The sequence below is a fragment of the Enterobacter sp. 296B2 genome, from assembly GCF_034106185.1.
GTDB lineage: Bacteria > Pseudomonadota > Gammaproteobacteria > Enterobacterales > Enterobacteriaceae > Enterobacter > Enterobacter cloacae_N.
Map to the genome: position 1 here is coordinate 17647 of NZ_JAWNCA010000008.1, position 21428 is coordinate 39074.

21 protein-coding genes are annotated in these 21428 nt (G+C 58.2%); 1 reads left to right on the forward strand and 20 read right to left on the reverse strand.

The annotated features are described in order from the left end of the window. Positions 1 to 17: 17 nt before the first annotated feature. The 10 genes from tssG to URZ40_RS08065 all read right to left on the reverse strand — a co-directional run bounded on the left by tssG (position 18) and on the right by URZ40_RS08065 (position 9342). Complete coding sequence (tssG, locus tag URZ40_RS08020) at positions 18 to 1061, reverse strand: type VI secretion system baseplate subunit TssG (protein WP_116339350.1); 1044 nt, start codon at positions 1059 to 1061, stop codon at positions 18 to 20. Beyond that, positions 1058 to 2929: a type VI secretion system baseplate subunit TssF gene (tssF, locus tag URZ40_RS08025; RefSeq protein ID WP_316379624.1), complete on the reverse strand. Its 1872-nt coding sequence runs from the start codon at positions 2927 to 2929 to the stop codon at positions 1058 to 1060. Before tssF ends, tssG begins: the two co-directional genes overlap by 4 nt. Positions 2930 to 2931: 2 nt before the next feature. After that, entirely contained in the window at positions 2932 to 3495 is a 564-nt protein-coding gene (tssE, locus tag URZ40_RS08030) for a type VI secretion system baseplate subunit TssE (RefSeq protein ID WP_116339346.1), read from the reverse strand. Beyond that, positions 3488 to 4300 (reverse strand): type VI secretion system accessory protein TagJ, encoded by an 813-nt coding sequence (locus tag URZ40_RS08035; RefSeq protein ID WP_316379623.1) that lies wholly within the window; start codon positions 4298 to 4300, stop codon positions 3488 to 3490. Before URZ40_RS08035 ends, tssE begins: the two co-directional genes overlap by 8 nt. 9 nt (positions 4301 to 4309) lie before the next feature. Then, positions 4310 to 5302, reverse strand: a complete 993-nt coding sequence (locus URZ40_RS08040; RefSeq protein WP_302218064.1) for a hypothetical protein — start codon at positions 5300 to 5302, stop codon at positions 4310 to 4312. 16 nt (positions 5303 to 5318) lie between these two features. After that, positions 5319 to 6116 (reverse strand): PP2C family serine/threonine-protein phosphatase, encoded by a 798-nt coding sequence (locus tag URZ40_RS08045; RefSeq protein WP_023336024.1) that lies wholly within the window; start codon positions 6114 to 6116, stop codon positions 5319 to 5321. After that, positions 6113 to 7873 (reverse strand): type VI secretion system-associated FHA domain protein TagH, encoded by a 1761-nt coding sequence (tagH, locus tag URZ40_RS08050; protein ID WP_320720274.1) that lies wholly within the window; start codon positions 7871 to 7873, stop codon positions 6113 to 6115. The genes URZ40_RS08045 and tagH overlap by 4 nt, the downstream gene beginning before the upstream one ends. A gap of 86 nt (positions 7874 to 7959) precedes the next feature. Next, positions 7960 to 8313, reverse strand: a complete 354-nt coding sequence (locus URZ40_RS08055; protein ID WP_316379620.1) for a T6SS amidase immunity protein Tai4 family protein — start codon at positions 8311 to 8313, stop codon at positions 7960 to 7962. Beyond that, the gene (locus tag URZ40_RS08060) at positions 8310 to 8801 is read right to left on the reverse strand and encodes a type VI secretion system amidase effector protein Tae4 (RefSeq protein WP_121424099.1); all 492 of its coding nucleotides are present in this window, start codon (positions 8799 to 8801) and stop codon (positions 8310 to 8312) included. Before URZ40_RS08060 ends, URZ40_RS08055 begins: the two co-directional genes overlap by 4 nt. Before the next feature lie 58 nt (positions 8802 to 8859). Beyond that, complete coding sequence (locus tag URZ40_RS08065) at positions 8860 to 9342, reverse strand: type VI secretion system tube protein Hcp (protein ID WP_008502640.1); 483 nt, start codon at positions 9340 to 9342, stop codon at positions 8860 to 8862. A 273-nt stretch (positions 9343 to 9615) separates the two neighbouring features. Here URZ40_RS08065 and URZ40_RS08070 point away from each other — a divergent pair, with 273 nt between their 5' ends. Next, positions 9616 to 9831: a hypothetical protein gene (locus URZ40_RS08070; protein ID WP_320720276.1), complete on the forward strand. Its 216-nt coding sequence runs from the start codon at positions 9616 to 9618 to the stop codon at positions 9829 to 9831. On the opposite strand, the gene URZ40_RS08075 is transcribed toward URZ40_RS08070, so the two are convergent. From URZ40_RS08075 to tssJ, 10 genes are all read right to left on the reverse strand, one after another. Continuing rightward, positions 9820 to 10032, reverse strand: coding sequence for a hypothetical protein (locus URZ40_RS08075; RefSeq protein ID WP_320720277.1), 213 nt, complete (start codon positions 10030 to 10032; stop codon positions 9820 to 9822). The genes URZ40_RS08070 and URZ40_RS08075 overlap by 12 nt on opposite strands. Beyond that, positions 10025 to 10690, reverse strand: coding sequence for a hypothetical protein (locus tag URZ40_RS08080; RefSeq protein WP_320720278.1), 666 nt, complete (start codon positions 10688 to 10690; stop codon positions 10025 to 10027). Before URZ40_RS08080 ends, URZ40_RS08075 begins: the two co-directional genes overlap by 8 nt. 97 nt (positions 10691 to 10787) lie before the next feature. Continuing rightward, the gene (tssC, locus tag URZ40_RS08085) at positions 10788 to 12287 is read right to left on the reverse strand and encodes a type VI secretion system contractile sheath large subunit (protein WP_014884232.1); all 1500 of its coding nucleotides are present in this window, start codon (positions 12285 to 12287) and stop codon (positions 10788 to 10790) included. Positions 12288 to 12290: 3 nt separating this feature from the next. Then, entirely contained in the window at positions 12291 to 12815 is a 525-nt protein-coding gene (gene tssB, locus URZ40_RS08090) for a type VI secretion system contractile sheath small subunit (protein WP_008502644.1), read from the reverse strand. 75 nt (positions 12816 to 12890) lie between these two features. Next, positions 12891 to 13907 (reverse strand): type VI secretion system protein TssA, encoded by a 1017-nt coding sequence (gene tssA / locus URZ40_RS08095; protein ID WP_116339328.1) that lies wholly within the window; start codon positions 13905 to 13907, stop codon positions 12891 to 12893. A gap of 11 nt (positions 13908 to 13918) precedes the next feature. Beyond that, a complete protein-coding gene (gene tagF / locus URZ40_RS08100; RefSeq protein ID WP_116339326.1) occupies positions 13919 to 14635 on the reverse strand; it encodes a type VI secretion system-associated protein TagF in 717 nt (238 codons plus the stop codon). Positions 14636 to 14651: 16 nt separating this feature from the next. Next, the gene (gene tssM / locus URZ40_RS08105) at positions 14652 to 18272 is read right to left on the reverse strand and encodes a type VI secretion system membrane subunit TssM (RefSeq protein WP_320720281.1); all 3621 of its coding nucleotides are present in this window, start codon (positions 18270 to 18272) and stop codon (positions 14652 to 14654) included. A gap of 3 nt (positions 18273 to 18275) precedes the next feature. Then, positions 18276 to 19514 (reverse strand): DotU family type VI secretion system protein, encoded by a 1239-nt coding sequence (locus URZ40_RS08110; RefSeq protein ID WP_166711502.1) that lies wholly within the window; start codon positions 19512 to 19514, stop codon positions 18276 to 18278. A 17-nt stretch (positions 19515 to 19531) separates the two neighbouring features. Beyond that, positions 19532 to 20875, reverse strand: a complete 1344-nt coding sequence (tssK, locus tag URZ40_RS08115) for a type VI secretion system baseplate subunit TssK (protein WP_320720282.1) — start codon at positions 20873 to 20875, stop codon at positions 19532 to 19534. Positions 20876 to 20903: 28 nt separating this feature from the next. Next, complete coding sequence (gene tssJ, locus URZ40_RS08120) at positions 20904 to 21407, reverse strand: type VI secretion system lipoprotein TssJ (protein ID WP_116339318.1); 504 nt, start codon at positions 21405 to 21407, stop codon at positions 20904 to 20906. Positions 21408 to 21428 lie beyond the last annotated feature (21 nt).

A 21428-nucleotide genomic window follows, 5' to 3' on the forward strand; every position in this document is an offset into this window, starting at 1 on the left:
TTCGGTATACGGAAGGATTACCGCTCTGCGCGATACACCAGATCGCCACGCGGGACAGGCTGCGGCTGCAGGCCCAGCCAGGTGTTATAGCCTAATCGCCCATTGCTGCCGAGCGTGGTGCCCTGCACCGCGTCTTCACGCAGGATCACCCGCGTTTCCCATTCAAATTCAATCCCGGCGTACTGGCGCACCCAGTCGCGCAGCTCGGTGACCCACGCTTCACCCGGCAGAAAGCGGTTGTACTCCTCCGCGCTCAGCGGGCCAATCTCAATGCGAAACTTATGCTGCACGTCGCGGACGGCCACGCCAAGAAAGGCGGATTCACCCATACGCGGCATGCGGCGACCTTCCCCCAGCTGCGCCTGCTCGCGCGTGGAAAGCGGCATCCACTGCGGCACGTTGCTGACCAGTTTGACCGGCGCTTTAAAGTAGCTGCGCAGGATCTTCTCCAGCCCCTCCGGATCCCGCCCGTGACGGGTCAGGTGTCCGGCGTGGGTAAAGCGGGCATGAGAGCTCAGGCTGCCTTTGTTCATCTGCCCCGGCTGCCCCATGCCAATCAGCGACGCCAGGTAGCCCTCAAAGCGCCTGTTATCGGCGCGATCCAGAGAGACAGCCGGTTGCGCATCCGCCCACGCGCGGTAAAACAGCAGCGCCAGACGATGATGAAACAGATCGGCAAACGCGCTGAGGCTGGTGTCCTGATGATGATGAATACGCTCGCGGGCGTATTCGGTCATATGGACCGGCAGCGGACCGTTCGGGCCAAACAGGCCGAAGCTTAAAATTGATACTTCATGAATCCCGCTTTCCTCACGCAGGCCGACCTGAGCCAGCGTCGACGGCGCAAAGCTCATCGACGGTTGCTGGCCAATGCGCAGCGGCTCAAACTTCGGCAGCGGCGCGCGTCCCAGCGGGTAGCGCTCGCCGCCCTGGGCATCAATGCGCCTTAACAGCTGAAACAGATCGTAGCGCCAGGGCGCCTCACGGACCCCGTGCCAGAACGCATCCGGCAGCTTCGTCAGGCGATGTACGCGCAGCGGTGCAGTAGCGGCGTCACTCATACCAGCGCCCTTTTACCCATGCGAGGCGCCCAGTAGCCAATCTCGCCGCGCTGCTGGCTCTTCAGGGTGAACTCGGTGAAGCTGTTGATAGAGACCAGACGGGCAAAGAGGCGCTCCATCACGCTGCCGAAAAGCCACGGGCTGGCGCCGGAAAACGCCCGCTCGTCTACGGTCAGGCTGATGCCAATTCCACGGGCGAAAACGACCGGGCCGGGTTCAGGCACGCGGCGGTGAACCGGCTCCAGCACGCAGTGGCGAACGCCCTCTACCTGACGCGCCACCGGCGTCTCGGCCAGGTTGGCGTACAGCCCTAACAGCTGGCGCAGCGCGGCTGCCCCCTCTTCATTCTCGCTGTCCATCAGGCTGAGGTAGTTCATCTGCAGCTGGCTGATGAGCCGCCAGGTGCTGAACCCTTCAGCCAGCGCCGGACGCGGTGGCGTCGGCCCTTTACGCAGGGTGAGTGATTTCACCGGCATAGAGTCGGCCATAATGAACTGCCCGAGCTCCTGCTGCAGCATCAGCGGCAGGTCGCGGCTGGTGCAGAGCACCTCGGCAGAGATATAGCGCAGGTTTTCCTGCCACGGCGCATGCTGCTCGTCCACCAGCGAAACAAACACCTCTGAACCGATATAGCCGGTACGGGTGCCGTAGCGCAGGGCATGCTCAGAGAGCACGCGCTGTTCCCGGCGCAGGGAAAAATAGGCCCCGTAGTTGCCCGCGTCGCCGCTCCAGGTGCTCCAGAATGGACGAAACGTCTGGTCGTCGCGCTGACCATCGGCGCTGCCAAAAATTTTATTTACCGCGTAAATTTCATAGTCCAGCGGCCGGATGTTATCGACCACCAGATGGTATTCATGCTGCCCTTCATTCAGCTTCTGCCGGGCCGCCACTTTCGGGAACAGGTTGATGACCGGCGTACAGTGCAGCGCCAGATGGCTGGCGTCTACCACGCGCTCCAGCTGCTCATCCGACTTATCCAGCAGAATAAAAATGTCGAAGGCTTTTTCACCCTCACAGCGCTGGATCAGCGTGCTCAGACCGCTCAGGCTGATGAAGCGGAAGCGGGCCGGAAACGCAAAATACTCCTGCAGCAGACGGTAGCCGTCAAAGTTGCGCAGATCGTCCGGAAGGAGCGCCTGGTCAGACTCAAAGCCCTCCTGGCGAAGCGCGTCCGACGCCAGCAGCTGTCGCTGCGGCTGCGGGCTGACCGTCTGGCAGACGATCCCGGCGTGATGCTCCATGACCAGCTCCAGCAGCTTCAGCGCCTCAATGTCCGGGCCGCTCAGGAAAAACTCCAGCCGGTCGAAATCCAGGTGCCCGAGGTTTTGCGGGCCATCGCAGGCGATGCGGATCCGCAGGGCGCTGTTGATCCCCCGCTGGCTCAACCCCAGCTGCGCGAGCGGCAGATCGGCGGGCACGCCGCCCAGCTCGACCTTGTCGATTTTCAGCGGCAGCAGGTTGACCTCGTGCGCCGTGGTATAGCTGCAGGTCACGCCGGTTTTTTTCAGCGCCAGGCTGTCCATCATGGTGCCGCGCGGCACAATGAAGCCCTTGCTCAGGTCGCCCCGGCTGCTGTCGGGCTCAATCTCCGCGATCGCCATCGACGGCGTGGGTGCGAGGTAGTTCGGCGCGATCATCTCCAGCAGACGCTGGGAGAAGCGCGGAAACTCCGCGTCCATTTTCATCTGCACGCGGGAGGTCAGGAAGGCGAAGCCCTCCATCAGACGCTCGGTATACGGATCCGCCACGTCGATGCCGCGCATGCCCAGCCGTCCGGCGACTTTTGGGTAACGTTCGGCAAACTCGGCCCCCATTTCGCGCAGGTAGGCCAGCTCGCGGTTGTAATATTCGAGCAGTTTACTTTCCATGATTACCCCGCATCTTTCAGTTCAAAATGGCCGTTTTCCAGATCGACATCGGTGCGAAACAGAAACTCCAGCGGGTACGGCACGCACCATAAACGCCCTTTGATCTCGATGGAGAGCACGTTGTGCAGATCCAGCGAGGAGGTATCCGACACGCAGCGGACCTGCAGCCCCTGCGGCAAAATGCGCGGTTCAAAATTGATGATGGCCTCGGTAAGCTTGCGCTGAATATCGTGCCATTCGATATCCGACATTCTTTTCCCGGCGAGCGGCGCGACGCCAAAGTTAATCACCGAGCGGCTCACGTGCGGCAAGGCGCTCAAATCGCCGGAGGCATCGTGGTTGATGGTGTTAAACAACCACTGCAGATCCCGCAGCACGTTGCGGCGCAGGGCGGCGTGGGTGATCAGATTGCTGTTAGCCGGCTCGCGCTTTTTTTCCGGGTCGTTATCGGTGAGACGATCCAGCAGCGAGGGCTGCATTTTGTCGCGCGCCCCCACCTTCTCCTGCCTGCTGCGAGCTTGCCAGCCGCTGCGCAGCAGATCGCCTTCGCCAGCGGGATTACTCATCGGCTCCATCCGTCGCAAACGTCACGAGGCTTAACGACAGCAGCGGGCTTTCGCTTTGCTCGCTGAGCCAGGCTTTCTGGCCCATCCCTTCGTAGAGGGTGCCGTCCTCGTCGAGCGGCCGCCATTCGGTGGTGCGGCCCAGTTTGATCGCATCCGAAGCCTCGGCAGCAAACGGGTAACGCGCCGGGATCTGACACACCTGCTCCGTACCGTCGGTCAGGCGCACCAGCGCATGACGCCAGACCAGGTCGGTCACGCTGGCGGGGGCCTGGAAACGGATCTCCGCGATAGCGTTAAACGGCAGCCAGAAATAACGGCCGTTCACGAGGGTTTCGCACACCGGGCCAAGCCGGGCATCGCCGTCCATCAGCCACTCGAACGCCTGCGTCTCCTCATTTTCGAGGGTGATGAGACCGGCAGTGGCCTGCGCCTGTTCGAGGGCCTCCAGCCGCAGCGCATGCGCACGCTCGCCGTCCTCGCTAAGCGCCATAGCCAGGGTGGTCAGCCAAGGCCACTGGGTTTCAGGCATGGCCGGACGCGCCTGCCCCGCCATCACCTGCGCGCGCTGCAGCTCGCCCTGAATAGACTGCTCCAGCAGCGTGACGGTCGGCTTCGCCTGCGGCTTCAGCGCCAGCCAGCTTTTCAGCTGGGCCAGCGCACGCGTCCAGTTGCCGCTGAGGGTTAAAAACTGCACGAACGCGGCGCGGAGGTCGGCATCTGCCGGACGGGCTTTGATCTGTGCTTCGAGGCGCGCCAGCGCGTCGTTGAGCGTTTCACCCGCCAGTTGTTGATAGAGCGTATTCATAGCCATTCCTTAATTCGCCGCGCGCCAGGCGCCCACTGCCGGATCGCGCAGCTGAGGGCGCAGGGTATCAATCAGAACGATATTCAGCGGCGTGCCCGGTGCGACCCAGGCGCTCCAGGTTTTCTTCACCGCCGCAATACGCGCCTGCAGCTTTGCATCGTCGCTGGCAATCTCACGGGAAATCTCCACCGCCACCGTGCCGTTGCTCTTCCAGCTGTTCAGGGCGCTATCGTAAGGCAGGATCATCCAGCTCTGGTCGCTGTTCGGGGTGCTGAATACCATGCGCTCTTTGTTAACGGAGGTGATCAGTGCGTTTTCCGGATCGGCGCTCTGATTCAGCCCCATCACCGGGAAGCCGTGAATGTACGTCACCGCCATCTCTTTCTGTCCGCCGTTGCGGGACTGAGAGACAACGGTGTGACCGCTCAGCCAGCTGCCGTTACCGCAGCGGGTGGTGTCAGAATCCGGGATAAAGAGCGCCGGTGCGGATGCGCCCCCTTCCCAGAAGGTGCGCAGGTGGCAGCCGTCCTGCAGGGTAAATTCCTGCCACGGCGTGCGGTCCGCGGCGACTGTATGGGCGGCAACGTTCTGATCCGGTGGCAGTAACGCGCCGCTGGACGTGGCCGTGGTGACGGCAGGCGCAGCCTGCTGCTGTTTCACCACCAGCGCCCACTCCTGCGCTTTGGCGGCCGTACCCTGCGCCAGCGTCGTCCCCTCCGGATCGTTGAGCGTCCAGCTCAGCTTATTCACTTTGCTGCACTGGTGCTCCAGCAGCGAGCCAAGGCGCGGCACAAAGTTTTCCAGCACCGAGACGTCTTTCTTGCCGTTCGCCACGATACGCAGCGCCACCTCAGGCTTACACCAGCTCTGCGGCGTGTTGTCTTTGATGTTGTCGATCCAGATATCCAGCTTCTGCGCAGGAGACTGCACGATGCGGAAATTCTCAGCCTGCGCGGTGGAGGTCACCGCCAGAAGTGCCAAACCCGATAGCCAAAGTTTCATATCGTTCCTTGTGTGTCTAATCAGTTCCGCAGGGAAGAAATTGTGCTGCGTCAGAGAGGGTGTGCAGCAAAGTAGTGTCCTGAGGATTGCCCATCCATACCGCCAGGGCAGTATAGTTATCCTGAGCATTCCCTTCCTGTTCGCCATTCTTTTGAATGATTTGGTTCATTAAGGTCAGCCACTCCTGCGGCGTATTGACCATGTGAAGTGACTGCTTCATTTGCTCTTCACTGACGCCGTGCCAGAACCCGTCGGTGCAGAGTAAAAAGGCATCGCCGTCTTCCACCTGCACCACGTCGCTGTAGCTCGCCTCCGGCCCGCCGTTTTCAATCCCCAGCGCCAGATAAAGCAGGTTGCTGTTGAGATCGTCCGTCTGATGCCCGGCATCTTTCATCTGCTGCACCAGGCTGTGGTCGGTGGTCACGTGCCACAGCCATCCCCGGCGAAACAGGTACAGGCGGCTATCGCCGGCATGCGCCCAGTACGCCAGCCCGTAGTCCCGGTCAATGAACAGACTGACCAGCGTTGTGCCCATCCGGCGATAGTCCTGAACGGCCTGCTGTTCGCTCAGAATGGTGCGGTTCGCCGTCTGTACATAATCTCGGATATGCTGCGCGTTCAGGTGCTTGTCGCCATCGAAGCGGGAGATAATGCTGTTGCGGGCCAGTTCCGCGGCGACCTCACCGCCCGGCAGCCCCGCGATGCCGTCACAGACGACAAAGCAGGCCGAGCGTTCCCCTATGGTTTCTCCCGTCTGATCCTGGTTGCTGGCGCGCGTCCCCTGGCGGGAGAGAGAAGCGGTTGCGATATTCATTTGTCTTCCGATCCGCTCTGTGAGTCTTTGTACTGATTCACCTCCATGTCGTACGCATGAAGGAAGGCTTCGCCGAACAGGGTGTGGAAGTCATCCTCGATCTCGCCCGCCGTCTCGCCATAGCTGCGAACAAAATAGTCCCACAGGGCGGCTTTGCGGCTGCCCGGCAGCGCCAGACGAGAGGTCATGCCGTTCTGCTTCGCCTGCTCCTCCAGCTGTTCCGGGTTAAAGGACTGCAGCATCGCGGCGATGATGGCGCGAATACCGGAGATCATCCCCAGCTGGTGCGCCTGAAGGTCGATCAGCGCGTCGCGCACGGATTTGGTCGGCGGCATAAAGCCCGGCATCGGCGTGCCAAACATCTGGATCAGTACGGTTTTGCCGGTCGGCAACAGCTTGAACGGGTTGTTGGCATCGTCCAGCACCATGGTCATATCGGCTTTCACGCCGCGCTTGAGGATAGAGCGCGACGAGAGCAGCGCCACGGTGCCTTGCGAGAACATGCCCAGAATCTGCCCCAGCTGACGCATATTTTCACGGTCAAACTGCGGAACGGGCTGCATTTCGCTCAGGCCCATGCCTTCGAGCAGCGCCTGCAGCAGTTCGCCCTGCAGCACTTCGCCCTTCTCGCCGTTATTCGCGGTTGCGGTTGGGGTTGCCGCGTTGTTGACCGGGTCGATGCGCAGACGCCCCTTCGGTGCCTGAGCACTGCTACGCGCAACGGCCTGCGGCGTTGGCATGGTGAAGCCCGCGTAATCCGGTCGCGCCTGCTCTTCTTCACGCGCCGTTTCCTGCGGCTCAGGAGCGAACAGCGGAGAATCGGCCAGCACATCCTCTTCCTGCTCTGATTCAGGCGCTGGTGCTGGCTTGTCGTCAGCAATGTCATCCGGATGGGTTAAAGGTGCCCCGCCCATCAGCCCGAGCGGATCATCATTGCGCGCGGCTGGCGCGCTGGCCTTTCCACCAAACAGCGCCAGCGGGTCGAGCTCGTCCGACGCTTCTTCTTTAGCGGTGGGTTGCCCCTCAACCGGCGGCACCAGCGTGGAAGGCGTCACGTCGTCAAAAATGCTCTCTTTTTTGAACAGCGCTTCGTCGCTGAACAGCGTGTCCGGGTCGACGTTCTTACGCTCAAGCGATGGATCGCTGTCGTTGAACATCGCGAGCGGATCTTCGGCATTACGCTCCGGGGCCGCAGGCTGGGAGAACGGATCGTGCGATGTCGCAGGCTGAGGTTTTGCGCGGTTGCTGGAGATGCTGTCGGAGATGGAGAACTCCTGCATCAGGCTGTCCCAGATTTCCGACGGCACGGCGGTCGGTTCCGATTTACCGCGTGGCGCAGGGTTAGCAGGCTTCGCCTGCGCTGCGGGTGCAGTTGGCGCGGCTGTCGGACGTGGCGGCTGCTGCATGCTGGCCGCCATACGGCTTACCGGCTGCGTATCGTGGATAAGCTCAGTAACTTCAATGCGGTAGTCATCAATACCGAGAATGTCGCCATCCTGGAGTTCAACCTGACGCCCCCGCTCCAGCGGAATGTCATTTAATACCACGCGGGTGACGCTGCCACGGTTGGTGACGCGGCATTCGCCCTGGGCATCAACGTGGACAATGGCCTGCAGACGCGAGATGGTGCGGTCATTGTCCGGCAATACCAGATTGTTATCCGTACCGCGCCCAATGGTGCCGCCCGGGGCGTAAAAATCACAGCTGCTCTGCGGCGGCTGATGACCGGGTTTCGTAGAAATAATCGTGAATCGCATGGCGTATTCCTGCTGGTATGATTAGCGCTCAAACGCTGCCGCTCTCGGGGCGAGAACGGCGGCGTTTGGGGCCGCTTCCACTGCTTCTATTTTGCGGTTTTGAGCGGACGAATCTCGTCGCTGTTGGCGATTAAGCTGCACTTTAAAACCTGATATTGACCCGACTGAGTACCGCCCACGTTCTCTTTCAGTAAAGTTGCAATCACCTTGTCAGCTTTTTCAAAATTTTCAGCAGGCAGATCGCTTGCTTCCAGCCAGGCGGCCGCGCTGGCCTCTGCATCATCTTTCAGACTTTTACTGTCTGCGATCTTGCTGATGCACCGATTTTGCACCCAATTTTCAAAGATTTGTTGCTGAGAAAAAGCGCTGACGGCAGGCAGATTTTGGGCATAAACAGCAGAGGCATTGATAGCCAATACCAGCAGTAATAAACGTTTCATTTCAGGCTCCAGAAGGTGGCGTTGGTCGGAATAAACGAACCATTACCCGGTGAGCCGAGGAAATGGCAATCATCAGAGCAAATATTTCCATTCCAGAGTGTTACATGACCGGTTGCGTCGCTCCAGCCGTGCCCGGTAAAAATGATGATGCCTTGCTTGCCTGCAAATTGCGCAGGCGTTGGGGAAGAAACCGACATATCTGCATTGCCCAGTACCGTGGGTAGAAATGCAATCATATCTTTAACGCGGAACATATAGCGCTTTTTGTCGTTCCCGGTCACTGTCGCATATTTACTGTTAGAAGGAATCGGAATGCCACAGTAATTTAAAACGTAACTCATACGAATTGGGCAGGCATTTTTAAAAATACCGGCGTCGATATTATGCTGAACTTTTCCACCCAATAATTTGCCAACCTGTTCTACGTTTACGTTAACTTCTCTGAATCTGTTCCAGGCGGCACCAAAAGCAGGACGCATTTGAGACATCTAATTTCTCCTTGATAAGAAGCTCAGGGTAAAGTGAGCCCTTTCGGGCCCACTATTATTATGCTTCTTTGTTTTCTTTGATATTCCAGCCAGCGCTGCTTTCAGCACCTTTACCACCAGACGTGGTCTGCTCCCAGTACTGCTGTTTCACTTTCGCAGCCTGGAATGCGTAGGTCACACCAACGGTATCGCCGTTGTCTGCACCAGTGTACTGAACGGAAGTCACCAGCACATCTTCCAGCGTAATGCGGGAATATTCCACCTGCTGGCCACCCGCTTTACATACGGACAGCTCAACTTTGGTCAGGTGTTTACCGCTGGCGCAGTGTTTCAGGATAGCGGTGGTGGATTTGTCGATCAGCGCGTTAACGTGCAGGTCGTTAAAGTTGACTTTACCGGCACCGCCGCCACCGCCAACGCTCATATTACCAGGCTGGGAAGCGCCCCAGGAGAAGGAGGTAATATCAGTCCAGCCGGTGTGGTTAGAATCTTTAGATTCGCCCGTAACACCCTCGACCTTCAGAAACATATCAATAGCCATAATATCTACTCTTCGTGGATGAACAATATTGCTTTCGAAAAAGCACTTATATGGCAAACAGGAAAGCATGGGGCTGAATAAAACCGTCCATATTTTACCTCTGCCTCTAGCCTGACGAATTCGTACTTCGTACAGACTCTTCAGAGTGCCTGCAATTGCAACCACCCTAAATGATGGTTAGTCACACTTCATGGTAACTAAGCGCTAGACAATCATTCACTGCATCATCTAGAATATTTTCAACCGTGTATCATTCATATAAGGCAACATAAAATGAAGAAAATAATGTTATTAATACTGACAGTCGTATTTTTAGTTATCGCAATTTTCACAACTGTAGATCTTTTCCAATCAGCCTGGTATGTATTTTCATTAGAAAAAATCACTACAACTTCTGCAGGCTTACTTTTTGGGAAATTAGTTTTCCTGCTGGTTATTCTTTTGGCACTTTACTTCTCGCTAAAGTTTTTACGCAAATCAAAGGCTTGACTTTAGTTTTTCCGCAAAATAGTAAATAGCGATAGATGCAACTACAAGAATGATTAATAGAGCTGCATTTATCGTTATTTCTAAGGTTGTTACCGACCAATCAAAAACAAAAATATAATAGCCAAGAGTTGAGAAGAAAAGCATAAATGAAACAATAAGCATGAGATAGACTATAGCGTACTTTGATGCTCTTTCAAACACGATTAGCTCCTGCTAAAAATCGGCTAAAAATCTCTTTATCTATAGCACCATGACTCTGTTGGAAATTTATAGCCTCAATAAATGGCTTAACATTATCTTCAACGAGAAAATATAATAAATCTAAATCACCCGCACCACGCAGCTCATAGTAAACATTTTTATTTAATTTTAACAGATCGTATGAGGTATAAACGGAGCGAGAAATTGAAGCCCCTACACTTAACACACCAGTAAGTCCTGCAGAGACAAGAAATCGCGGAACAATTTTTGAAACGAATAGCGTAATTAATTCATTTACGAAAACCATTTTAAAGGCTATACCACCTACTTGCGACCCACCTACTTTTAGGAGGAGTTCCTTAGATTGCTCTTCAGATAAACCAGACAGATAACGTTTGACCACTGTATTGATTAAGCGACGCACATCTTCTGATGTAAGCCCTTTTTTGATTAGCGTTAACAACCTAATTTTATCTGTTTCATTTCGCCACCGATGGTCTGTATCCAGAAAATCTTTGGTTAACATCCATAAGTCTTCTGGGATTGACATAAAACCATCGACCGCGCTGCGAGCGAAAATTTCTGGACCACTCTGTTTACGCGTATCAAAAATCTTCAACATGCCATCTGCAATTTCTTTTGGTGAACTCGTTCCCAATGTTGATTCCTCCTGAAGTTAATGAATGTCGATGGTTTTCTATATGAATTATGCCAATGTGGTTAACTTTGCCGGCCCTCCAGGGCCGACACCATCATCACGCGTCTTTCGTCTTCAGCGACGGCAGCTTAGATACCAGTCGCAGAGAAACGGTCAGACCTTCCAGCTGGTAGTGTGGACGCAGGAAGAACTTCGCGGCGTAGTAGCCCGGGTTGTCTTCAATCTCCTGCACCTGCACTTCCGCAGCCGCCAGCGGTTTACGGGACTTGGTCTCCTGGGAGGAGTTAGCCGGGTCACCGTCCACGTAGTTCATCACCCAGTCGTTCAGCCAGCGCTCCATCTCTTCGCGCTCGCGGAAGGAGCCGATTTTGTCGCGCACGATGCACTTGAGGTAGTGGGCAAAGCGGCAGCAGGCAAACAAGTACGGCAGACGAGAGGCCAGGCGCGCGTTGGCGGTGGCATCCGGGTCGTGGTACTCGGCCGGTTTCTGCAGAGACTGCGCGCCGATGAAGGCGGCAAAGTCGGAGTTTTTACGGTGAACCAGCGGCATAAAGCCGTTTTTCGCCAGCTCGGCTTCACGACGATCGCTGATGGCGATCTCGGTCGGGCACTTCATGTCCACGCCGCCGTCATCACTCGGGAAGGTGTGGCACGGCAGGTTTTCCACCGCCCCGCCGGACTCCACGCCACGAATCGAGGTGCACCAGCCGTACTCTTTGAAGGAGCGGTTGATGTTAGCCGCCATCGCATAGGCGGCGTTCGCCCAGGAGTAGCTGTTGTGGTTCGCGCCGTCGGTTTGCTCTTCAAAGTCAAAGCTGTCGACCGGGTTGGTGCGAATGCCGTACGGCAGGCGCGACAGGAAGCGCGGCATCACCAGGCCCAGATAGCGGGCATCTTCGGATTCACGCAGTGAACGCCAGGCCGCGTATTCGGTGTTCTGGAAGATCTTGGTCAGGTCGCGCGGGTTAGCCAGCTCCTGCCAGGACTCCATCTGCATCACACCCGGTGCAGTACCGGTGATAAACGGACAGTGCGCCGCAGAGCCGATGCGCGCCATTTCGCCCAGCAGCTCCACGTCCTGCGGGCTGTGGTCGAAGTAGTAGTCGCCCACGATGCAGCCAAACGGCTCGCCGCCGAACTGACCGTACTCCTGCTCGTAGATTTTCTTGAAGATCGGGCTCTGGTCCCAGCCCACGCCCTTGAAGCGCTTCAGGGTGCGGCCCAGCTCCTGCTTGGAGATGCTCATAAAGCGGATCTTCAGCATCTCGTCAGTTTCAGTGTTGTTCACCAGATAGCTCAGGCCGCGCCAGGCGCTCTCCAGCTTCTGAAACTCTTCGTGGTGAATGATCTGGTTCACCTGCTGCGACAGCTGCTCGTCGATACCGGCAATCAGGTTCTGAATGGTGCGATAGGTGTCGTTCGAGAAGGTAACGGTATTTTCCAGCGCCTGCTGCGCCAGGGTTTTGACCGCGCTTTCTACGGCGGAACGGGCCTGATCGGTTTTCGGGCGGAACTCTTTGTTCAGCAGCGCGCTGAACTCATCCTGGCTGAACGCCTGACCCGCCTGCTGCTCGTGTTGTTGAGTCTGGTTGCTCATCGATTATTCCTCGCTACCTTTCGCGCTTTCGTCATTTTTCGGCAACTGGCTCAGGGATTTGAGCAGCGTCGGATCCTGCAGAATTTTAGCGATCAGCTCTTCCGCACCGTTTTTGCCGTCCATATAGGTCAGTAGGTTAGAGAGCTGGGTACGCGCTTCCAGCAGCTTGTTCAGCGGCTCAACCTTGCGGGCCACCGCATCCGGCAGGAAGTCGTCCATGCTGTCGAAGGTCAGATCCACGTTGAGCTTACCTTCGCCAGTCAGGGTGTTATCCACCTGGAACGCCACGCGCGGCTTCAGCGCCTTCATGCGTTCGTCAAAGTTGTCGATGTCGATTTCGAGGAATTTACGCTCGTCGACGGCCGGCAGATTTTCAACCGGTTTGCCGACCAGATCGGCCATGACGCCCATCACAAACGGCAGCTGAATCTTACGTTCTGCACCGTAGATCTCTACGTCGTACTCGATCTGCACGCGGGGGGCACGGTTACGTGCGATGAATTTCTGCCCACTGTTACTCATTGCCATGATGTTCTCCATCAAAGATGCGCGGTGAAGGTGAAACGGCAGGCTCCATGCCTGTCGTCATAATGCCTGGACGCGTTATTCGCGGCGTCCAAAGATGTTTTCCAGTTGGTTAACGCCGTCTGGCGCCAGGTCGCGAATAATGTCCATAAAGTTAAGTTCTGACAGCCGCTGCACCCGTTCAATCATCAGCGGTGCGGGGTGGCTCGGTTCGTACTGCGCAAAATACTGCTTCGCTTTTTCCAGCATCAGCTGCGCGTCGGCGCGGCTGGTGACCTGCACGCTGCGCCAGTCGGTCACCTGCTGAATCGGCTGCGTTGCCGCCGATTGCTGTTCAGCCTGTGGCTCTGCCTGCGCTTCACGGTTCGGCAGCAGCTTGCTGATGTCGGTCACCTGACACGCGCTGGCGACCAGCCCCACGGTTTTCAGCAACTGCTCCATCTCCGGCACGCCGCTTTCACCGAGATGCCCGGTGAGCAGCTCACGGATGGCAAGCAGCCGTTCGTTAATGACGATAACCGCTGCGGTTCCCGGCTGGTCGCCGCGGGCCAGCTCGTCAATCAGCCGCGGACGGCCGCCGGGATAGTCCGGACATTCCGTCTTGCTGCCGTCCAGCAGCGCCTGGGCGTCACGCAGCGAAATTTCATCGCCGTTAGAACGCAGCAGCGAGGCGTTGCGTACCGCGACGGTGAGGTCGGATTTATCGCTCAGCCCGGCCAGGGCGTTAATGCGGTAGAACGGGTCGGTTTCGCCATACTCTTCAAGCAGCGGGTAGAGCGGCTCCCAGTAGCGCGCGATCGCCTCCTGCACCAGCATTAATCCGTCCGCGTAGCCCGCAAGCCCGCGGCGGCGGGTCCAGGCATGGGTTAACGCCAGCATCACGCGAAGATCTTTGGTGCGGGTCAGCAGGCTGGTGGCGAATTTTTCAACCGTGTTCCAGTCAGCTGGCTCTGCCGGGATAATGGTGTCGCCAAACTGCTGTTCCGCTTTCCCAAGACTTGCCTGATTCATGATCTGGAAGTCGGCGTCGTACTCCAGGTTTTCGCCGCAGGGCTTTTCGGGGCTTATTGGCGCGAGAAATTCTTCGATATTCATGAGATCCCTGCTTATTCAAACATGGGCGGATAGAGACCGTGACGCCCCGGACGGGCGCCCCCTGCCGGGTCGAACAGCAGGGTGAAAAGCTGCCCGGTAAAGTTACCGCTGTGAACGTGGGTGTAGAGCGGGTAACCGTCGCAGCGGTTGGTCCACCAGTAGCTGGTCTGACGCAGCGGGTCAAAACACTCTGCCGCCTGCGGCCAGCCCAGCGTGCTCTGGCCGTCCTCGTCATAGCCAATCACATCAAGGATGTCGGAACGCTTTTGCGGCTCGACGGGCTGCGGCGCCGGAATGGACATCAGCATCTCATCCAGCTGCGAGGCGGAAAAGCTGTTGCGCACCGCGTGCAGCCCCAGACGACCAATCTGCTGATACCAGCTCTCCGCCTGGCTGAGCAGGCTGGTCGACCACTCTGACGGGGCAAAGCTCAGCTGAATGCAAACCGGGTACTGTCGGCCAACGCTGTCGCGGCCGGGCAGCAGGCAGCCCATCTGGATCATCTGGCTGCCCAGCATCGGCGGGACGACGAAATTCCAGACCGGTGCTTTGGTGAACTGGCGTTCGCCACCGCGCTGCTCTTCCTGCTGCCAGGCGAGCAGGCCAACCTGAAACCAGTGCGACCACTGGCGCTGTAAGGTGTCAGGAAAGCGACGCTGCAGAAAATCTCCGGCGCTGGGTAATTTGCCATACCAGCTGTAGCGGTTCATCGCAGGGGTATTCGTCATACGGCTGTCCTTGCGGTTATGGGCATGAAAAACGGGGAAGCTGGAACGGGTTGCGAATGCTGTTTGGCGCAAACTCCAGCGTGACCTGATGTCCGTCGACGTTGAAGGTAGCCTGACGGCTCAGGCTACCCGCGCCAGGGCTGGTGCTCGCTTTGTCGAAAAAGCGGTTGAGCGCCCAGGAACCGTTGGTTACCAGCGTCGCCGTGCTGCCGTTAACGAGCCCCAGCTGCATGCGTACCTGATTGGTGCCGCCCGGCCCCGGCCAGTTCATGATCTGCACGGCCTGCGGGCCGTGGCTGTAGCGCAGGAGCTGGCCGTCGACGTCCAGCGTCAGGTTCAGAATGGTGTTATCCATTCTCACAGTGCGTACCGTTACCTTGAAAGACGGCGTGGTGGCGCCGTTAGCAAAGAAAGCGTCGCGAATCGACTGGGCCTGCTGGAACGGTCTCAACAGCCCTTCGCTGCCCGGCAGGGTTTTACCGTCGATGCCCGGCATAAAGCGCCAGTTTGCCTGCGTGGTATCGACTTTGCTGGTCAGGTTGTCGCGAAAGAAGGTATCCATCAGCCCGGTACCGGGGGCAAACATGCGGGCAAGATCGTCCGGGGTGACCTCGGTGCTGGCGCTACGCACCAGCGGGTAGCGGCCGGCGATTGCCTGACGGCAGAACCCGCCGACTTCAACGTTAATCCGCTTACGCACGTTTTCCAGGTCGCGGCGCTGGGTATCGCTGCTGGCCCCCACCGCCATGTTGCTGAACATGGTTTGCAGTCCGCCCGGCAAACGACCAGCGCTGGCCTGCAGACGGCTGATCGCCTCACCGCCGGGTGCTGGCATACCGCTGTTGGCCGCATCCTGAACCGCGGTCAGGTAACGATAAAGCTCATCCACCTGCCTGAGAAAATCATCAAATACAATCGTCTTCCCGCCCTTCTCCAGCGGCTGCGCCAGCTCAATCATCGGCGCATAGTGGTCGGTCACCAGTTGCTCCGGCGCCTGAGTAATTGCGGCGGCCTGCGTCGGGGCATTGTCATTATTGCTGAACAGCGCTTCCAGCGTGCGGGTGGCGCGGTTGCTCTGCGCCTGCGCTTTACCGGCATCTTCCGGCGCCGGGGTATCGCGGGAGAGCGTCAGCACCTGGCTCAGGTTCTGGACCAGACGACGCAGGGGCGAGTTTGCGCCAGAGAGCAGGCGCGCGGTGTTGATGCGCTGGGAGAGATCGGCACTGTTATTAAGCTGAATGTCGGCGAGAAAGCGATCCCAGTTCGCGATAAAGTCGCGCATGTAGAGCTGGCGCACGGCGTTATCGATCTGCTGTTTATCTTCCTGCGCGGTTGCGGCACCCAGCACCCAGGCGTCGTCCTCATGCAGGGCGGTGGTTACGCTGTCAATCTGGCTGTTAAAGCTTTTCCAGTAACCGTCCGGCGTATAGAGCCCCGGCACGCCTTCGCTTACCGGCTTGCCGCTTTTGCGGGAAAACACCAGCTCGCTCTGCGGGCCGCCCAGATCGGAAAGGGAGACCGGCTTGAGGTTTTCGTCATGTTCCAGCAGGCGCTTCAGGCGACCGTAGACGCGGGTTGAAAGTGGCTGCTGGTTGATCAAAGCCCTTTCGCGCGCCACCAGGGATTCGTCCTGAGCGTACGGCGAGGCCTGAATTTTCGGCTCCAGCAGTTGGGTGAGATGCCATTCGAGCTGCTGCAGCTGCGCCTTCGTGACGTTTTGCGGCAGGTTACGCTGCAGGTTGAGCATCACCCACGAATGCAGGAATTTGCCGTCGTAGTGTTTCGGCTGATACAGCATCTGATAGGCTTTCAGCGCCTCGTAGCTGTACTCCACGTCGCTGCCGTTGTCATTGCGCAGCCAGGTGGTGATGTGCATAGCAACGGCGGGCAACAGCAGCTGATCCAGCGCCTTCTGGTACAGGGACTGAGAGGCATCGCTGACGTCATCCCCACGATAAAGCCCCATGCGGCGGGAGACTGGCGGATCGTTCACATCAAAGGCGTCGCTTTTCGGCAGGTCCACCAGGCCATTCAGCAGCGGAAGCAGTTCGAACAGGTCACGCTGCGGCTGGTTCTGCAACGCTTTGCTCTGCTGGTCCAGCAGCGGCACCTTCGCATCCACCTCTTCCAGATAGGCCTTGTTTTTTGCATAGCTGGTCAGCCACAGCCCGCCGAGGATCGCCAGCAGGGCCAGCAGCGCCGCGTAGCCGGACCAGATCACTGCCCGGTTGCGCAGTTCCCACCAGCGGTTTTCGCCGGCAATCCCGGCTTCCTGGAAGATGACGTTTTGCAGCAGGTTCTTGATGAAGAAGCTCTGGCCCTTCGCGCCGGGGATAGGCGCTTCTTTGCTTACCGAATCCCAGTTATCGTTCTCTCCCCCTTCCGGCAGGGAGAGCGCGCGGTTCAGCTCGCCCATTACGCGGTCGAACGGCATGCCTTCCTGGGTACCGCTGGCGAAGTAGATCCCGCGCGGCGAGAACTCGGTTTCGAAGTTGGAGCGGGCGAAGACCGTGCTGAGGTAATCCGCCAGCAGCGGACGCAGCGCGGCGAACTCCTGTGGGAAGAGATACGCTTCGGCACGGGTTTTCGCATCATGCTCTTTGAGCATGGTTTCCGGCAGCCCGGCATCAAGGCGCTGCTGTAACAAAGAAAACTCCTGCTGGAAGTTACCCATCAGATCGTAATCGGCGTGTTTGGTTTGCTCCCACGGCAGCGTGAAGCCCCAGATCTGATCTCGCTGCGCTTTGTCGTAGTCGGCAAACCACGCGCGGAAGCCTTTGAGCAGGTCGGCCTTGGTCACCATCACGTACACCGGGAAACGGATACCCAGCTGTTCATGCAGCTCGGACAGACGCTGGCGCAGATTCACCGCCTGCTGGCGGGACGCCTCGGCGGACTGGGTCAGCAGGTCCGAAATGCTGATCGTGACGATGACGCCGTTGATCGGTTGGCGGCGACGGTACTTGCGCAGTAGCCCCATGAACTGCAGCCATTCACCGGCGTCCTGCACCTGTTCGCTTTCCTGAGTGGTATAGCGACCCGCGGTATCCAGCAGCACGGCCTCGTTGGTGAACCACCAGTCGCAGTTGCGCGTGCCGCCGATGCCCCGCAGCGCGGTTTTACCGAAGCGGTCGGCCAGCGGGAACTGCAGCCCGGAATTAACCAGCGCCGTGGTTTTACCGGAACCCGGCGCGCCGATAATGACGTACCACGGCAGTTGGTAGAGATATTGCGTGCTGAAGCGCTGCGTCCACTGGGCACCCTGTCCCGCTTTGCTGAAGTGCGCTTTTTTCAGCATCTGCGCGGCTTCATCAAAACGGCTGGCGAGGATCTGCTCCTCGCTGTTCAGGCGCTGCTGCGGATCCGCCGCCTCCGGGCTGGTGGTGTTCTCGTTGAGCTTGTCCATCAGCTTGCGGTTCAGCCAGGCGTTATAAAGACGCGGCAGAATATGGCCCTGCGCCCACAGCAGGTAGACCACGGCAATACTGATGATGCGGTTCTGCTCGGATTCGAGCGGTCGGGTGTCCACGATGGACAACAGCGGACCTATCATCCAGATCACTGCCGCCAGCGCCGTGACGCCGAGGAAGCTCCACAGAATGCGGTTAGTCAGTATGGAAAGAAGAGTCGTCAGCATTCCTTAGTTTCCTTGCGGCAATCCGTTCAGCTCGGCCTGAGTGTTTTCAGGCGACACCAGCAGAGTAATTTCCACACGGCGGTTACGGGCGCGGTTTTCCGGGGTCGTGTTCGGCGCCACCGGGTTAATCTCGCCCCGCCCTTCCGCCTTCACGCGGCCAGGCTGAGAGAGGCTTCCCTGCAGCATTTTCTGTACGGAGCGCGCGCGTTCCAGTGAGAGCTCGTAGTTAGAGGCAAAGCGTGCGCTGCGGATCGGCACGTTATCGCTGTAGCCCACCACCAGAATTTTGCCGCTGACGTTATTCATCGCCTGCGCAATGCGGTTGATGACCGGTTCATAGCGGTCGCGCACGACGGTAGAGGCGGAGGCAAACAGCCCGTCGCCCTTCAGGATCACGACGCTGCGATCCGCTTCGTCTTTCACCGCCACCAGGCCCGCCTCAATTTCAGGCTTCAGGAAGCCGCGCAGGTTCAGCACAGCGGGCAGCTGACGCGCCGGCTGCTGGATGGTGGTTTCCGGCAACTGGGACTGGTAAATCTTCGCCAGCACCGGGTTGGTGCTGTCGCCAAGACGCCAGTTAAGCACGATATAAAACAGGCAGGCGATAAACCCGGCCAGCGCCACGCAGGCCCACAGGGGAACCATCGGCCGCCACAGCTTGCGCAGCACCGGACGATCTTCCGGATGAGGAGAAAGCGGCGGCGGATAGCTGCCGCGTACGCCTCGGATCATTTGCCACAGCCGCTGCTTGATGGTTTCAAGCTGGGTGCGACCATTGTCCAGTACCCGGTAGCGCCCCTCGAAGCCCAGCAGCAGACAGTAGTTGATCATCTCCAGCAGCAGAATATGCTCGCGCGGGTTCTGCGACAGGCGCGCCAGCAGCTGGAAGAACTTCTCCCCGCCCCAGGTTTCGTTATGGAACGTCACCAGCAGGCCATTGCTGGACCAGACGCCGCTGCTGCCCCAGGGGGTAAGCGCGGCGGCCTCGTCCAGCGCCGTACACAGGCAGTAGCGCGCCCCGACGATCACTTCGTAGGGCAGCCCCGCCTGCTGGCAGCGGACTTCAAAACGGCGAATCTCATCGATCAGGCGCTGGCGTAACGCCACCTGATCGTCATGTGATACCGAATGACGGATCTGCGGAATCGCGTTGAGCAGCGGATTGGCGGCCGCCACCAGCTGATTGTTGCTACTGGCTCCGGTAAACGCGGCATCACTGCCGCTATCCTGTCGTTCCTGCATATTAAGCGCTCGCTTTATTATTCTGTCGGGCTACGGATGGCCCAAAACTCCATATCCAGCCCCGGGAACTCCCCTGCAAGGTGCAGGGCGAATGCGCCGGACTTATCCATCTCGTGCCACAGCTCGCTGCCCTTCTCCAGCTCAAAGTAGCTGTAGCCGGCATGCCACGGGATCTGCGGTGGCGCGACCGGCATGGCGCGCAGCATAATGCCCGGCAGCTGTAGCTGAACCAGATCGCGAATTTTCGAGACCGGTGCGACCTTCATCTGCGCCGGGAAATGGGTCTTCAGGTGTTCGCCCGGCACGTTGGCTTTTACCGCCAGCACGAAGCCAAACTCACGCACCATGCTGGTTTCAGGCACCGTGGCAATGTTCAGGCCATGGGAGCGCTCGTTAAGCGGCAGCTGAATCGCGTGGTCTTCCATTACCAGCGACAGCCCCTGACGCAGCATCAGCATCAGCTTGCTGAAGCAGTTCGCCAGATCGTCGTGATCGTAAATCGGCAGCACGCTCTCGGTTGTACGCTGCGACGTCCAGGTGGCGAGCTCGGTGGCAAACGGCAGCCAGCTGCGCCAGAGCGTTTCCGGGTGCAGCAGCGGCAGCGTTTTCAAATGTGAAATCTCGCCCAGATGACGGTTCACCAGCGACAGCAGCGTAAATTCAATCAGTTCAGAGGTGTTAAAGCGGCCAGGCTGGCGCAGGCGGCCGCCAATCTGCTGGCTGCGCTGCACCAGCAAGCCGTGCAGATCGTTAATCATGCTGTAGATCTGCGGGCTGTTGTTGGCGTTCAGCATCGGCGGGATGTAGCTGTTATCGAGCCGCACGTGGTTGTCGTTGCGTTTTTCAGTCACAAACGCCACGCCGATGGCGGTCCATTCTGCCGTGAGGTCTTTTTCCAGCATCAGGGTCAGACGCAGGCGGCCAAACTGTACGGTAGCATCCCCTACCGACATGGCGTTATCGTCTTCCACCTCCTGCTCGAACGCGACGAAGCGCGCCAGCGAGGCCGGCTCTTCGCTGAAGATCACCTCTTCCCGCTCGCCACGACGAACCGGCAGCGCAAGCACCACCTTTTCGTTGGTGAGGTTGTCAGGAATTTTTAGCGGCGCGGGACCGTTGCGTCCGTTGCGCACCTGGAAAAAGGTGCCGTCCGGCAGTAACCCGCTGCAGTAGCTCAGGGCAATGCAGCCCTGGCGAAGCATTGCTTCGTCCAGCTCTACGTCGAGAAAGCCCCAGAGATAAGAACGCTGCAGCGCACCCCACTCACGAACATGGTTGAGCAGATAACTTTCAGTCCGCTGAAAATGGTGTGGACGCAGGAACATGCCTTCGGTCCAGACGACCTTTTCTGCTTTGGTCATGATGATGTGTTTCCTGTTGTGAAGCGCGTTACTGGCTGATGACCCGAATGCCGTTTACGTCGAGAAAAACGTTGGCCTGGAGTTCATCCGCGGACCATTTCCAGAACTGGTAGATATGATTTTCGCCTGGCACAGGCAGCGGGAGTGAAACGCGCCATTTTTTACCGTCCAGCTTCTGATATTCCGCCATCACGCCGATATAGCGCGCCTCGGGATCGCTCTGACCGCTGAGGGTTTTGGACAGCTGTCCCGGCATCAGGAAGAAAACATCGCTGTTCAGCAGATTCGCGCCAAGCGTTGCTGACGCGTTGTTCTGCAGGGAATAGAAGTCGCTGGACATGAAATCCGCATCGGATTTCAACAACAGCACCCGGACTTTAAGTGGCGCAGAATCATTGATTTGTGGATGAGCCTGAAACTGCAGATTGTAGCGGGAAGGGTCGCTGTGTGAAGACGACGTACAACCACTGACAAGGGCGAAAAACGCCGCGTAAAAGACTAACCACAGCCGATGAAACTTTTTATTATTCATAAAAATACGCCCACGAAAGCC

Coding starts and splice junctions, on each gene's coding strand:
- tssA (WP_116339328.1), bottom strand. CDS start 13,907: ATGAATATCGAAGAATTTCTCGCGCCAATAAGCCCCGAAAAGCCCTGC.
- tssE (WP_116339346.1), bottom strand. CDS start 3,495: ATGAGTAATCCCGCTGGCGAAGGCGATCTGCTGCGCAGCGGCTGGCAA.
- URZ40_RS08060 (WP_121424099.1), bottom strand. CDS start 8,801: ATGTCTCAAATGCGTCCTGCTTTTGGTGCCGCCTGGAACAGATTCAGA.
- tssF (WP_316379624.1), bottom strand. CDS start 2,929: ATGGAAAGTAAACTGCTCGAATATTACAACCGCGAGCTGGCCTACCTG.
- tagF (WP_116339326.1), bottom strand. CDS start 14,635: ATGACGAATACCCCTGCGATGAACCGCTACAGCTGGTATGGCAAATTA.
- URZ40_RS08070 (WP_320720276.1), top strand. CDS start 9,616: ATGAAGAAAATAATGTTATTAATACTGACAGTCGTATTTTTAGTTATC.
- URZ40_RS08045 (WP_023336024.1), bottom strand. CDS start 6,116: ATGAATATCGCAACCGCTTCTCTCTCCCGCCAGGGGACGCGCGCCAGC.
- URZ40_RS08065 (WP_008502640.1), bottom strand. CDS start 9,342: ATGGCTATTGATATGTTTCTGAAGGTCGAGGGTGTTACGGGCGAATCT.
- URZ40_RS08055 (WP_316379620.1), bottom strand. CDS start 8,313: ATGAAACGTTTATTACTGCTGGTATTGGCTATCAATGCCTCTGCTGTT.
- URZ40_RS08110 (WP_166711502.1), bottom strand. CDS start 19,514: ATGCAGGAACGACAGGATAGCGGCAGTGATGCCGCGTTTACCGGAGCC.
- tssG (WP_116339350.1), bottom strand. CDS start 1,061: ATGAGTGACGCCGCTACTGCACCGCTGCGCGTACATCGCCTGACGAAG.
- URZ40_RS08040 (WP_302218064.1), bottom strand. CDS start 5,302: ATGAAACTTTGGCTATCGGGTTTGGCACTTCTGGCGGTGACCTCCACC.
- tssM (WP_320720281.1), bottom strand. CDS start 18,272: ATGCTGACGACTCTTCTTTCCATACTGACTAACCGCATTCTGTGGAGC.
- tagH (WP_320720274.1), bottom strand. CDS start 7,873: ATGCGATTCACGATTATTTCTACGAAACCCGGTCATCAGCCGCCGCAG.
- tssJ (WP_116339318.1), bottom strand. CDS start 21,407: ATGAATAATAAAAAGTTTCATCGGCTGTGGTTAGTCTTTTACGCGGCG.
- tssC (WP_014884232.1), bottom strand. CDS start 12,287: ATGAGCAACCAGACTCAACAACACGAGCAGCAGGCGGGTCAGGCGTTC.
- tssK (WP_320720282.1), bottom strand. CDS start 20,875: ATGACCAAAGCAGAAAAGGTCGTCTGGACCGAAGGCATGTTCCTGCGT.
- tssB (WP_008502644.1), bottom strand. CDS start 12,815: ATGGCAATGAGTAACAGTGGGCAGAAATTCATCGCACGTAACCGTGCC.
- URZ40_RS08035 (WP_316379623.1), bottom strand. CDS start 4,300: ATGAATACGCTCTATCAACAACTGGCGGGTGAAACGCTCAACGACGCG.